The 12911-nt window shown below is 30.9% G+C and carries 14 protein-coding genes; 12 read left to right on the top strand and 2 right to left on the bottom strand.

Features of this window, described 5'->3' with window-relative positions:
• The 5 genes from IM755_RS02020 (at position 1) to IM755_RS02000 (ending at position 5693) form a co-directional block, all read left to right on the top strand.
• Positions 1-717, top strand: a complete 717-nt coding sequence (locus tag IM755_RS02020) for a geranylgeranylglyceryl/heptaprenylglyceryl phosphate synthase (RefSeq protein WP_194093386.1) — start codon at positions 1-3, stop codon at positions 715-717.
• Positions 714-1328, top strand: a complete 615-nt coding sequence (pnuC, locus tag IM755_RS02015; RefSeq protein WP_194093385.1) for a nicotinamide riboside transporter PnuC — start codon at positions 714-716, stop codon at positions 1326-1328. Before IM755_RS02020 ends, pnuC begins: the two co-directional genes overlap by 4 nt.
• The gene (locus IM755_RS02010; protein ID WP_194093384.1) at positions 1298-2833 is read left to right on the top strand and encodes a DUF4301 family protein; all 1536 of its coding nucleotides are present in this window, start codon (positions 1298-1300) and stop codon (positions 2831-2833) included. The genes pnuC and IM755_RS02010 overlap by 31 nt, the downstream gene beginning before the upstream one ends.
• Entirely contained in the window at positions 2826-3227 is a 402-nt protein-coding gene (gene arfB, locus IM755_RS02005) for an alternative ribosome rescue aminoacyl-tRNA hydrolase ArfB (RefSeq protein WP_194093383.1), read from the top strand. Before IM755_RS02010 ends, arfB begins: the two co-directional genes overlap by 8 nt.
• Before the next feature lie 300 nt (positions 3228-3527).
• Entirely contained in the window at positions 3528-5693 is a 2166-nt protein-coding gene (locus IM755_RS02000; protein WP_228063878.1) for a TonB-dependent receptor, read from the top strand.
• A gap of 55 nt (positions 5694-5748) precedes the next feature.
• Here IM755_RS02000 and IM755_RS01995 read toward each other — a convergent pair whose 3' ends face one another.
• Positions 5749-6171 carry a Rieske (2Fe-2S) protein gene (locus IM755_RS01995; protein WP_194093381.1) on the bottom strand — a complete coding sequence of 141 codons (423 nt, stop codon included), beginning with the start codon at positions 6169-6171 and terminating at the stop codon, positions 5749-5751.
• 157 nt (positions 6172-6328) lie between these two features.
• Here IM755_RS01995 and greA point away from each other — a divergent pair, with 157 nt between their 5' ends.
• Entirely contained in the window at positions 6329-6805 is a 477-nt protein-coding gene (greA, locus tag IM755_RS01990; RefSeq protein ID WP_194093380.1) for a transcription elongation factor GreA, read from the top strand.
• A gap of 13 nt (positions 6806-6818) precedes the next feature.
• A complete protein-coding gene (locus tag IM755_RS01985) occupies positions 6819-7208 on the top strand; it encodes an HIT family protein (protein WP_194093379.1) in 390 nt (129 codons plus the stop codon).
• A gap of 27 nt (positions 7209-7235) precedes the next feature.
• On the opposite strand, the gene IM755_RS01980 is transcribed toward IM755_RS01985, so the two are convergent.
• Complete coding sequence (locus IM755_RS01980) at positions 7236-8384, bottom strand: sensor histidine kinase (protein ID WP_194093378.1); 1149 nt, start codon at positions 8382-8384, stop codon at positions 7236-7238.
• Between the two features lie 130 nt (positions 8385-8514).
• On the opposite strand from IM755_RS01980, the gene IM755_RS01975 reads away from it, so the two are divergent.
• From IM755_RS01975 to IM755_RS01955, 5 genes are all read left to right on the top strand, one after another.
• Entirely contained in the window at positions 8515-9390 is an 876-nt protein-coding gene (locus IM755_RS01975; RefSeq protein WP_194093377.1) for a flavin reductase family protein, read from the top strand.
• 11 nt (positions 9391-9401) lie between these two features.
• Positions 9402-9782, top strand: coding sequence for a DUF3127 domain-containing protein (locus IM755_RS01970; protein WP_026724391.1), 381 nt, complete (start codon positions 9402-9404; stop codon positions 9780-9782).
• Positions 9783-9875: 93 nt separating this feature from the next.
• A complete protein-coding gene (aat, locus tag IM755_RS01965; protein ID WP_194093376.1) occupies positions 9876-10517 on the top strand; it encodes a leucyl/phenylalanyl-tRNA--protein transferase in 642 nt (213 codons plus the stop codon).
• Positions 10518-10575: 58 nt separating this feature from the next.
• A complete protein-coding gene (locus IM755_RS01960) occupies positions 10576-12249 on the top strand; it encodes a sensor histidine kinase (RefSeq protein ID WP_194093375.1) in 1674 nt (557 codons plus the stop codon).
• Positions 12242-12892: a LytR/AlgR family response regulator transcription factor gene (locus IM755_RS01955; protein WP_194093374.1), complete on the top strand. Its 651-nt coding sequence runs from the start codon at positions 12242-12244 to the stop codon at positions 12890-12892. The genes IM755_RS01960 and IM755_RS01955 overlap by 8 nt, the downstream gene beginning before the upstream one ends.
• The last annotated feature ends 19 nt before the right edge of the window (positions 12893-12911 follow it).

Below are 12911 nucleotides of genomic sequence, written 5' to 3'. Positions count from 1 at the left end.
ATGCAAAATCTCTATTCAAATATACTTCAAGCTAAAAAAGACAATCGAAAACTATTGGCTATTCTAATCGATCCAGAAAAAGTTTCGATAGAACAAGTTGTGGTTTTGTCAGAAAAAATTAAAGCTTCACCCGCAACACATATTTTTGTCGGCGGAAGTACTTTTAGCGGAACGCATTTGGATGAATTGATAGCGACATTAAAAAGAGAAACGCAATTACCCATTTTAATTTTTCCAGGTCATCCATCCCAAATTTCCAATGAAGCTGATGGAATTCTATTTTTAAGTCTACTTTCAGGTCGAAATCCAGAATATTTGATTGAACATCATATTAATTCGGTAGAAGCGTTAGAAAAATCAAATTTGGAAATCATCCCAACAGGTTATTTGCTAATCGATGGAGGAAAAGAAACCGCCGTGCAACGTGTAAGTCAAACACAGCCGATTGAAAATAACAACATAGAATTAGCTTATAAAACAGCAAAAGCAGGCGAATTTTTAGGTAAAAAATTAATTTATCTAGAAGCGGGAAGTGGTGCTGACCAACACGTTTCATTAGAAATGATTCGTTTTGTATCGCAAAATATTCAAATTCCGTTGATTGTTGGTGGCGGTATTCGTTCTATGAAAACGATTCAAGAAGTGTATGAAGCAGGTGCAGATTTGGTGGTAATTGGAACAGCTTTTGAAAACGATAGTAACTTCTTTTCGCTATGATAGAGTTTTTATTTACACAATATAAAGACTATTCCAACTTCTTAATTGCATTAGAATTAATTGCCGTTGTATTTGGAGTTGTCAGTGTTTTATTTGCTCGAAAAAATAATATTTTGGTGTACCCAACGGGTTTGGTTAGCACGATTCTTTACGTTTATATTTTGTTTGAATTTCAATTGTATGGCGATTTAATTATCAATTTCTATTATACAATTATGAGTTTTTTGGGTTGGTATTTATGGTCTAAAACAAAAAACGGTGCGGATGAATTTCCTATTTCAACTATAAATCGAAAAGAAATTCTAATTTCAATGCTAATTTTTATAATTACCTTAACGTTTGTTGTATTAGTTTACCATTTTTTTGGTAAATTTACCCATTGGACAGCTTATGTTGACGCGCTTACCACAGGATTATTCTTTGTTGGGATGTGGCTCATGGCCAAAAGAAAAATCGAAAACTGGATTTTATGGATAATTGCCGATGCAATTTCAATTCCTTTATACTTTTATAAAGGTTTGACCTTTTCGAGTTTTCAATTTATACTATTTACGATTATCGCTATTTTAGGCTATAAAGAATGGAAAAGATTTTTACAGACGACGATTTAATATACATACAAAATAGAGGAAACTCAATCGAGAAAATTCAGCAGCAGTTGGATTTTTTTATCCAAGGAATTCCCAAAATTAACCTAGTTCGCTCTGCTAAAGTAGGCGATGGTATTTGGCAATTCTCAGAAGAGGAAACGAATGATTTTGTAATCTATTTCGATAAACACAAAACTAATTATTCTATTGAGAAGTTTGTGCCTGCTTCGGGTGCAGCTACTCGTATGTTCAAATTTTTGAATGAGTTTTTGAACGATTTTGATGTTGAAAACGACACCATCAATAGTTACATCAATAAGCGAAATGCTAAAGATATTTCCATTTTTATTTTTGGATTGAAAAACTTTCCTTTTTACAGAGAATTGAAGGAAAAAACTATTCAATTGTATCCGAATTATTATTCACTATCAAACGATGCAAAATATCATGCATTAATAAAAACATTGTTAAGTAAAGAAGGATTAGATTTTGCTAACAAGCCAAAAGGTATTTTGCCTTTTCATGTGAGAGATGAGAGAATCATTACTCCAATTGAAGAAAATATTTTTGAGTCCGATTTTTTCAAGAAAGAAAATCAAAAAACAAAAATTCATTTCACCATTACCGAAGAATTTCAACCCGATTTTGAGAAGATAACCAATCAATTTTCAGAATGTGAAATCAGTTTTTCATACCAAAATCAATCCACTGATACATTAGCGGTTAACGAAGATAATACGCCTTTTCGTGTTGAAGATGATAAATTGTTTTTCAGACCTGGCGGACACGGAGCTTTAATCGACAATTTGAATGCTTTACAATCGGATATTATTTTTATCAAAAATATCGATAACGTATCTCAGAATCATAGAAAAGTTATTGAAACTAATAAAAAGTTATTAGGAGGTGTTTTGCTTTGGATGCAATACAAGATTTTCAATTACCTAAAATTACTTTCAAGTGGAAATGTAACGGAAGAACAAATTTTGGAAATCAAAGATTTTGCTGAAAATAAAACTGCTTTTCCATTACCAGAAGAGTTCAATTTTTTCCAAACCGAATACAAAATTGAGTATTTAATTAAAGTTTTAAATCGACCTATTCGTGTTTGTGGAATGGTAAAAAATGAAGGAGAACCAGGCGGGGGACCATTTTGGGTACAAGATGAAAAAGGACGTCAAACGTTACAAATTGTTGAATCTTCTCAAATAGATTTGAACAATAAATCGCAAAAAAACACAGCAAAAGAAGCTACGCATTTTAATCCCGTGGACATTGTTTGTGGTGTAAAAAACTTCAAAGGTGAAAAATTTGATTTAACGCAATTCGTAGATCCGAAATCTGCTTTTATTACCGAAAAAACAAAAAACGGTAAACCAATTAAAGCTTTTGAACTTCCTGGATTGTGGAATGGTGCTATGGCTAAATGGACTACTATTTTTGTTGAGGTTCCGTTGGAAACTTTTAATCCAGTGAAAACAGTAAATGATTTATTAAAACCGTCACACCAACCTGATAATGGATAAATCAATAATCGCATCTGAGTTTTCTTTTAAAGCGGTACGAAGCAGCGGAGCTGGAGGACAAAATGTAAACAAAGTGTCTTCTAAAGTCGTGCTGACATTTGATTTAGTCAATTCAAAAGGATTAACAGAAGAAGAAAAAACGTTACTTCAAAATAAACTCGCAACTAAATTAACGCAAGAAGGAATCCTAATTTTGACCAGTGAAGAAGACAGAAGTCAACTAAAAAACAAAGAAAAAGTCATAAAGAAATGTTTTAAGTTACTTGAAAATGCTTTGGTTGTTCCAAAAGAAAGAAAAGAAACTAAAATTCCAAGAGCGGTAAAAGAAAAACGCCTGAATGCCAAAAAAGTAATGAGCGTTTTGAAGCAAAACAGAAAAAAACCAAACTTTTAAAAAACACAAGAACAAGCGCAAGTTCAAAAATCAATAAAAGAAAGTTTGAAATTGGAATTGGAATTGTCATTGAAATTGGCTTATCTTTGCCCCGTCTCAAAGGGGTGCTCTAAATAACGAGCTGAGATCATACCCATAGAACCTAGAACAGATAATGCTGTTTAGGGAATTGACAAAAATAAATGTGCACGTTTATTGGCGTCAAAGAGTATCAATATTTAATTTTTAACCAAGGAATAATTGCCCCTTTTATTCGTATTTATTTTACGAATGAAAACTTTATTCAAAAAAAATGGCTTAATGCCAAAAACAAAAAGTCGCTATTTTAGCTGCCTTTTGCCTTTTGCCTTTTACCTTTTACCTTTTGTTTCTTTCTCACAAGAAACTCAGAAAGACAGTTTAAAAACCACAGAACTTAAAGAAGTAACCGTTTCATCTGTTAGAGCAAAAGACAAAAACCCAATTACGTACACTAACGTTTCCAAAGAAGAAATTGCACCACGAAATCTGGGTCAAGATGTTCCCGTTTTGTTGCAATATTTGCCTTCTGTAGTCAGTACAACTGATGCGGGAAATGGTGTAGGTTATACGTACATGAGAGTTCGTGGTTCCGATGGTTCTCGAATTAACGTTACTTTAAACGGAATTCCTTTTAATGATAGCGAAAGTCAAGGAACGTTCTTTGTGAATTTGCCTGATTTTGCTTCGTCTTTGGAAAGCGTTCAGTTGCAACGTGGGGTAGGAACTTCAACTAATGGAGCTGGTGCTTTTGGTGCGAGTTTGAACATGGCAACCAAATCCTATCAAGAAAAATCCTATGCTGAAATTTCAAATTCTTACGGAAGTTTTAATACCAGAAAGCATACTTTGTCTTTTGGAACAGGTTTGCATAATAATTTTGAAATGAATGGACGAATTTCCAATATTGCTTCGGATGGATTTATCGATAGAGCAACATCAAATATGTTTGGATATTTTTTCAATGCTAATTATGTTAAAGAGTCAACTCTTGTGAAATTCATGGCGTTTGGCGGAAAAGAGAAAACCTATCAAGCTTGGTACGGAATTGAAGATCCCGAAAAACTTAGAAATGATAGAACCTTCAATCCTGCCGGAATGTATTTCGATGAATTCGGCAACATGAAATTCTATAATAATGAAACCGATAATTATTGGCAAAACCATTTTCAATTGCATTGGACAGAAAAATGGACAGAGAAATGGATTTCGAATGCGGCATTGCATTACACCATTGGGAAAGGCTATTTTGAACAATACAAAGAAGATGCAGATTTAACCGACTATAATTTACCAGATTTTAATGGTAATCCAATTTCTGATTTGGTAAGAAAACGTTGGTTAGATAATGATTTCTTCGGAGCTACCTTCTCTTTAAATTATAAAACAGCGAAAACAGATTTGTTATTTGGAGGTGCTGCTAATCGTTACTTAGGATTGCATTATGGTGAAGTGGTTTGGACACAGAATTATATTCCAAATCCAAATCGTTATTATGATAATTATGGAAATAAAGACGATGTAAATTTCTATACAAAAGCATCATACAATGTTACTAACAAGTTGAATTTATTCGCCGATTTACAATACAGAATGGTATTTTACGATGCAACAAGCGTGAAATTCGATGATGTAAACGATACATTTCGATTTTTTAATCCAAAAGCAGGGTTGAATTACCAATTGAATACTAAAAATGCATTTTATGGGTATTTTGGAATTGCCAATAAAGAATCAAGACGTGATGATTACGAAAATGGCGCTGTAAAACCAGAGCGTTTATTTGATTATGAATTGGGATGGAAATACAATTCTAAAAAAGTAAAATTATCAGCAAATGCTTTTTACATGCGATATAATGACCAATTGGTTATGACAGGGGCATTAAACGATGTAGGTTCGCCAATTTTTACAAATAGCGGAAAAAGTTATCGATTAGGTTTAGAGGTAGAATCTACTATTGCAATTACTAATAAATTGATTTTGAATCCAAATATAACTTTGAGTCAGAATCAAAATAAAGATTTCTATTTTCAAAGAGATGGTGTAGTTCAAAATTTAGGGAATACAAATATTGCGTATTCACCTAATTTTATTTTCGGAAATAGGTTTACTTACTTGCCAGTTAAAGGATTACAATTGTCATTATTGTCAAAATTTGTTGGAGAACAGTATATGGGAAATATCGATTCAGAAAATTCTATATTGGATAGTTATTTCATTAATGATTTTAATGCTTCTTACGATTGGCAAATCAATAAAGGAATTCAATCGATTGTTTTTTCAGCGTTGGTAAATAATATCTTTAACGTAGAATATGAATCAAATGGGTATTTCTACACATATGATGATACATGGTCTGGACCAACTCCAGTAACAATAGAGGGAACAGGTTATTATCCGCAAGCAGGTATTAATTTCCTTTTCGGAATGAGTTTAAAATTTTAGTTAAATTAAGTTAAGTTGAAAAAAGCCTGAAAATATAAACTTTCAGGCTTTTTTATTAATTGTATACACGAAGTGAAACTTCACTTGTTTGTTCTATGCGATAACGTTTCATAGGATATTGCATGCCTTGAGATAAACCAGAGAATAAACTATAACGTTTATCGTCACACGGACAAATAGCATCAATGCCACTTAAAGTCATAGTGGAACAAGAAGATAAAGACTGATTAGGACAAGCTGCGTCGTATGCAACATAACCACTTCCTGTATTAAAAACGATTATTCCTCTAATTCCTTGTCCAGCCGAATTGATGTAAACTGCATTAGCTGGACTCAATAAATTACTGTATTGAGGTAAACTCATATTGATGTTTAAGTTTACAGGATAGTTTGGTAAATATGGGTTATTGTTTTGAAAATCTTCTTTGTCACATCCAAAAAATAAAGGGATTAAAAGTAGAATAAGAAATTTTTTCATTAGGTTTTTTGTTTTCATTTGTAAAACAAATTTAATTAATTACTTTTGACTAAACATTACAATATTACTTAAATTAATATTAAAAATAAATCACTATCTTTGTGAAAAGGAATCCCATGCAGGTGGGATTCTTTCTATTTATATAAACGATGAAGTTATGAGTACAGTATCTTATTACACCGCAGAAGGATTAAAAAAATTAAGAGAAGAATTAGACCAACTTAAAAGTATAGAGCGCCCAAAAGCATCACAAGCTATTGCAGAAGCTAGAGATAAAGGAGATTTATCTGAAAATGCAGAATATGATGCTGCAAAAGAAGCGCAAGGGTTATTAGAAATGAGAATTTCTAAAATGGAAGAGTTAGTGGCAAATGCTCGTTTAATTGATGAATCGCAATTAGATTTGTCAAAAGCATTGGTGTTGTCTACCGTTAAAATTAAAAATCAAGCTAATGGTATGGAAATGAAATACACATTAGTAGCAGAAAGTGAAGCGGATTTAAAATCAGGAAAAATTTCGGTAACTTCTCCTATTGGAAAAGGTCTTTTAGGAAAATCGGTTGGTGAAGTAGCTGAAATTATCGTGCCAAACGGTGTGTTAAAATTTGATGTTTTAGAAATTACAAGAGACTAATAATTTATTTATAATGGCTAGTATTTTTACTAAAATAGTAAACGGAGAAATTCCTTGTTATAAAATTACTGAAGATGAAAATTATTTGGCTTTTTTAGATGTGAATCCTAATGCGAAAGGACACACACTTTGTATTCCAAAACAAGAGATTAATAAAATCTTTGATATGGAAGAAGAACATTATTTAGGATTAATGAAGTTTTCTAGAAGAGTAGCAAAGGCTATTGAAAAATCGGTTGAATGCAAACGTATTGGAGTCGCTGTTGTAGGATTAGAAGTGCCACATGTTCACGTACATTTAATTCCACTTCAGGATATGGTCGATATGCGTTTTCAAAGAAAAACCAGTTTAACACCTGAAGAGTTTCAAGAATTAGCAGAACAAATTGCTTCAAACTTATAAATATAAATCCCGATGATTCGGGATTTTTTATGTTGTTTTATAACTAATCTGCATGGTAGTTCCTTTTCCAATTTCAGAATGAGCCACTTTAATTTTTCCTTTGTGGTATTCTTCAACAATTCGCTTAGTTAAAGATAATCCTAATCCCCAACCGCGTTTTTTTGTTGTAAACCCAGGTTCAAAAACTTTGGTGAATTGGTTTTTTGGAATTCCTTTTCCCGTATCGGTTATGCTGATTTTTACAATATCTTCAAGTTCAGAAATTACGATATTCAAACTGCCTTTCCCTTTCATGGCATCAATCGCATTTTTGACTAAATTTTCAATGGTCCAACTATGTAATGCTGGATTAATATCAACCAAAATAGGATGTTCAGGAGCTTCAAAATTAAAGTTTACCTGCTGAGAAACTCGAGTTTGTAAATAATCAACTGTGTTTTTCGTGTCTTCAACAATATCGCGTTTTTCTAATACGGGTTCGCTTCCTATTTTTGAAAATCTATCTGTAATGGTTTGTAATCGAGTAATATCTTTTTCTATTTCAATAATCGTACTTTCTTCTACATTATCTAATTTTAAAATTTCCAACCAACCAATTAAAGAAGATAATGGTGTTCCAATTTGATGTGCGGTTTCCTTTGCCATTCCGGCCCAAAGTTTATTTTGAGTTGCCATCTTAGTTGCACGATAAAAATTATAAACAACGGCACCAAACAAAATGATAATCAATAATAAAGCAACAGGATAATATTTTAATTTATTTAATAAAGGCGAATTTCCATAATAGACCAACTGATAACTTTTTTCCGAAAGTTGCATTTTTATGGGTTGGTTATCGTTTTTTATCGAATTGAAATAGACTTTAAGCGCAGCAGTGTCATTTGCAATTGCTTCATCAATGTTATTGTGACTAATAATGGAATCTTTACTATCAGTAACAATCATTGGAATTGTAGTATTGTTTTGGATAATTTGAAGTGGAAGATCAACATCTGTATATTCATTGGCATTGGCTAATGTTTTTTGAGCGCTTGCCCAAAATTCCATTTTTGCGCGTTCTTCGTTTTTGAAAATTTGGAAAAAGTTGTAGGTATTCCAAAGTATTAAGATTACAATGAAAAAAGATGCTAATATGATAAACCAACGCGTTAGATTTCGACTTTCTGAAAACTGCATGTATTCGTATTTGAAGTAAAAATACTAAAATCCTTTTTAATTTGATGTTTATTCTTGTAATTGTATTTGCATTTGATTTTTGCTCTTGAAATTGCACTTGTTCTTGTTATCTTTGTAAAAAAGTTACAACATGTTAAGCATCGATCCAAAAGAAATAGCACCAGCAAAATTACAAGGTTATTTACAAAGTGCAGTTGCACCAAGACCTATTGCTTTTGCAAGTACTATGGATAGTAATGGGAATCCAAATTTATCACCATTTAGTTTTTTTAATGTATTTAGTTCCAATCCGCCAATTCTAATTTTTTCGCCAGCCAGACGTGTGCGCGATAATACAACAAAACACACTTTAATCAATGCACAAAACACGAAAGAAGTTGTGATTAATGTCGTGAATTATGACATTGTTGAACAAATGTCATTATCAAGTACTGAATATCCAGATGGCGTGAATGAGTTTGAAAAAGCTGGATTTACAATGTTAAAATCTGATAAAGTAAAACCATTTCGTGTTGCGGAAAGTCCGGTGCAATTTGAGTGTAAAATTAATGATGTAATTGCATTAGGAGACCAAGGTGGTGCTGGAAATTTAGTAATTTGTGAAGTGGTAAAAATTCACATCAACGAAGCTATTTTAGATGCAAACGGAATGATTGACCAACACAAAATCGACTTGGTTGCCAGAATGGGAGCTAATTGGTACAGTCGTTCTAATGTTGGTATGTTTGAAGTGGAAAAACCATTAACTACTTTAGGAATTGGAGTAGATGTGATTCCGGATTTCATTAAAGAAAGTGGTTATTTTACAGGAAATGATTTAGCAAGATTAGGAAATATAGAAAATATCCCAACAGAAGAAGAAATTGCTATATTTGTAAAAGAAAATTTTGAAGTCAAAGCGGTTTTAAGTGCTGATGATATGGATACAAAATTTCAAAAAGCAAAAGAGTATGTAGATAATGGAAGAGCGATTGATGCTTGGAAATTGTTATTAGCAAAAAAATAAATTTTAGTATTATGGAAGTTTTAGGAAGAGTAAAATTAATTAATCCTGTACAACAAGTAAGTGCTTCTTTCAAAAAAAGAGAGCTTGTAGTGACTACAGAAGAGCAATATCCTCAACACATTTTGATTGAGTTTGCACAAGATAAAACCGATTTGTTAAACAATTATAATGTTGGAGAGCAAGTAAAAGTGTCTATCAATTTAAGAGGAAGAGAATGGGTAAATCCACAAGGAGAAACAAAATATTTTAACTCTATCCAAGGTTGGAGAATCGAAAAAGTTCAAGCAGAAGCTCCAGCAGCAGCACCTCAAATGCCACCAATGCCACCAGCAGCAGCTTTTGAACCTGCAACTAACTTTAACGAAGAAGAGCACGACGATTTACCTTTTTAAAAGTTAGAAGTCAGAATTTAGAAGTCAGAAGTTTTATAATTTCTGACTTTTTCTTTTTCTAAATTCTAATTTCTGAATTCTAAATTTAAACCGATGTATTTTTTAACCAAAGAATTATATTTTCCACCAATAGAAATGGCCTCTCCTGAAGGGATTGTAGCGGTTGGAGGCGATTTATCACCAGAACGACTCGTATTAGCTTATAATTCGGGTATATTTCCATGGTTTGAAGATGATGAGCCTATTTTATGGTGGAGTCCGCCAGAACGAATGGTGTTGTTTTTTGAAGATTTGAAGGTTTCAAAAAGCATGCGCAATATCATCAATCAAAGGAAATTTAAAGTTACTTTCAACACTGCTTTTAGAGACGTAATTCTAAACTGTAAAAAGATTTCTCGAAAAGACCAACAAGGCACATGGATTACTGATAACATGGTAGAAGCCTATTGCAAATTACACGAATTAGGCATCGCAAAAAGTGTAGAAGTTTGGCAAGATGACAAACTAGTTGGTGGTTTGTATGGTGTTGATTTAGGTCATGTTTTTTGTGGCGAAAGTATGTTTTCAAAAGTACCAAATGCTAGTAAATTTGCTTTTATAGCCTTAGCAAAACAATTAGAATTAGCTAATTATCATTTATTAGATTGTCAAGTTTACAACGACCATTTAGCAAGTTTAGGTTGTGTGGAAATTGACAGAGAAGATTTTTTGATGGTGTTGAAAAGTAAATTTTAAACACATTTGAATTAATTTTATTAAGTTTATAAAATTTAAAACATATAATTTACAACATTTGAGAATAATAACTACAATATTTTTTTGCTTAATTCTTCAAAGTGTTTTTTCACAAAATAATTTTGATCAACGATTGCAGTATTTTATTGAAAATTCTCAATATGATTCTGCGAGAGTAATTATACTTAGTGAGCTTCGAAATGAAAAAATCAGTCCTAAGAAAAAAGCTTTAATAAAAATTAGATATGCAGAAGTTTTAAAATCCTTAGCAAAATCTGATAGTTGTTTTTATTATCTTGAAAGTGCAGAAAAGACTTTTAGTAAATTAAATGATACAGATGAACTTTTCCATATTTTAGTTGTAAAGGCTGAAATTTCAAGATATGTAGGAAATAGAAATTTAGCAAATGATTTTATATATAAAGCAGAAAAATTATTTTTAAAAAGTAATAATTCGGAATATAAATATCACTATTTAAATAGACGAATAGCAATTCTGGCACAATATTATAATAATATTCAAGATTCTGTTGTAAAAATACACAAACTGAGTAATTTGATTCTTGCCGATCAAGTTAAAATAAAAGATAAATCAATTATTGTTTATACTTTAAATGAAATAGGTTTTTTAAGTTTTGTTGAGGAGCCTAAAACCGCTCTTTATTATTTTCTAAAAGCTTTCAAAGTAGCGGAAAAATATGATGCAAAAATAGCTTATGTTGACGTTTCTATCAATTTAGGTAGATATTACCAACAAAAAGAGGGCTATTTCTCAAAAGCAATTTATTATTATCAAAAAGGATTAAAGAAAGCAAAAGAAATAAATAATCTTTGGCAAATGCAACAGATTTATAATGAATTAAAAAACACTACTTTTTTAAGTAAAGATTATGAAAACGCCATGCATTATTCAGATTCATTAAATGGTATTAATAGTCTATTAAATGAATATGAAAACAAGAAAAAATATGAATTATTAGAAAATAATTATATTATTCAAAAGAAAGAAAAAGAACTTGTTGCATCAAGAAAGAATTTATTATTATTGTTTGTTATTCTACTTTTTTTATTTACTGGTTTGGCAACTTTATGGTTTTATAGCAACAAAATAAGAAAATCAAAAAAAACGCTTGAAAAATTAAATAAAGAAAATGAGTTTTTAGTAAGCGAAACAAATCATCGGGTTAATAATAATCTTCAATTAATCAGTTTATTAATTAATGAAACAATTAGAAAAAATAAAACTGAGAATAAGGAAAATAAAGATTTAATTCGATTACAATCCAAAATTCAGTCAATTGCATTATTACATAGGGAATTGTATGCTTCAAAGGATAAAAAAACGATAGATTTACAATTGTATTTTGCAAAAATTGGAGAGAGTTTTTCAGAAATATGTACTTATGAAAATATAGATTTAAAATTAAAAGCGGATAGTATAAGTTCAGATTCAGATTCTGCAATGTATATGGGTTTATTGGTGACAGAATTAATCATGAATTCTGTAAAATATGCTTTTAAAGAGGATCAAATAAAAAATATTGCAATTGAAATAATAAAGATTCAAAATCAGTTTGAATTTAGCTATTCTGATAATGGTCAAAAAAACAATTCTAAGGAGATTAATCCAATTTTGGTAAAACAATTATGTCAACAATTGGGAGTACAACCAGAAATTATTATCAATAACGGATTTCATTTAAATTTTATAAAATCATTTGAAAATGACTAAAATATTAATAGTTGAAGATCAAGTTTTAATTGCTAATTATATCAAAAATTTACTAAATGATAATGGTTTAAATGGTGTTGAGTTAGCTTTTACAGTTGAGGAAGCAACGGAAAAAATGAATCTAAACAAACCAGATATTGTTTTATTGGATATCAATCTTAATGGTAAAGATACAGGTATTTTATGGGCAAAAGAATTTGTAGAAAATAGTCAAATTATTTTTATTACAGGCCAAACCGAAAAGGAAACCATGCTAAAAGCCTTTGAGGTAAATCCTGTTACGTATTTGACAAAGCCAGTTAAAGAATCCGATTTAATTGCTGCAATTGAATTAGCCAAAATAAAGAACAAGGTAAATTACGTAATTGTTAAAAATGGATTTGATGAGGTAAAAGTAAATTTTGAAGACATTCTTTTTCTAAAAAGCGATAAGAATTATGTTGATATTCAATTAACAAATAGAACCATAACCATCCGAAATACTCTTGATAACTTTTATAAAGAATTAGATTCCGATATATTTTGTCGAGTGCATCGTTCTTATGTGGTTAATAAATCAAAAGTTACGCAAAAGAAATCTTCTTCTTTAAAAATTAACGAGTTCGAAATGCCTATTTCTAGAAATTTTTCATTTGATTTTTAATTTCGTCCACAAACTTTTG

The sequence above is a fragment of the Flavobacterium proteolyticum genome (assembly GCF_015223105.1).
GTDB classification, from domain to species: Bacteria; Bacteroidota; Bacteroidia; order Flavobacteriales; family Flavobacteriaceae; genus Flavobacterium; species Flavobacterium proteolyticum.
This window is presented reverse-complemented; position numbering and strand designations above follow the sequence as displayed.

What these genes read in the sequence shown, in the direction of transcription:
- IM755_RS02010 (WP_194093384.1), top strand. Translation starts at nt 1,298, where the DNA reads ATGGAAAAGATTTTTACAGACGACGATTTAATATACATACAAAATAGA.
- greA (WP_194093380.1), top strand. Translation starts at nt 6,329, where the DNA reads ATGAGTACAGTATCTTATTACACCGCAGAAGGATTAAAAAAATTAAGA.
- IM755_RS01995 (WP_194093381.1), bottom strand. Translation starts at nt 6,171, where the DNA reads ATGAAAAAATTTCTTATTCTACTTTTAATCCCTTTATTTTTTGGATGT.
- IM755_RS01975 (WP_194093377.1), top strand. Translation starts at nt 8,515, where the DNA reads ATGTTAAGCATCGATCCAAAAGAAATAGCACCAGCAAAATTACAAGGT.
- IM755_RS01985 (WP_194093379.1), top strand. Translation starts at nt 6,819, where the DNA reads ATGGCTAGTATTTTTACTAAAATAGTAAACGGAGAAATTCCTTGTTAT.
- IM755_RS01980 (WP_194093378.1), bottom strand. Translation starts at nt 8,384, where the DNA reads ATGCAGTTTTCAGAAAGTCGAAATCTAACGCGTTGGTTTATCATATTA.
- pnuC (WP_194093385.1), top strand. Translation starts at nt 714, where the DNA reads ATGATAGAGTTTTTATTTACACAATATAAAGACTATTCCAACTTCTTA.
- aat (WP_194093376.1), top strand. Translation starts at nt 9,876, where the DNA reads ATGTATTTTTTAACCAAAGAATTATATTTTCCACCAATAGAAATGGCC.
- IM755_RS02000 (WP_228063878.1), top strand. Translation starts at nt 3,528, where the DNA reads ATGCCAAAAACAAAAAGTCGCTATTTTAGCTGCCTTTTGCCTTTTGCC.
- IM755_RS01970 (WP_026724391.1), top strand. Translation starts at nt 9,402, where the DNA reads ATGGAAGTTTTAGGAAGAGTAAAATTAATTAATCCTGTACAACAAGTA.
- arfB (WP_194093383.1), top strand. Translation starts at nt 2,826, where the DNA reads ATGGATAAATCAATAATCGCATCTGAGTTTTCTTTTAAAGCGGTACGA.
- IM755_RS01955 (WP_194093374.1), top strand. Translation starts at nt 12,242, where the DNA reads ATGACTAAAATATTAATAGTTGAAGATCAAGTTTTAATTGCTAATTAT.
- IM755_RS02020 (WP_194093386.1), top strand. Translation starts at nt 1, where the DNA reads ATGCAAAATCTCTATTCAAATATACTTCAAGCTAAAAAAGACAATCGA.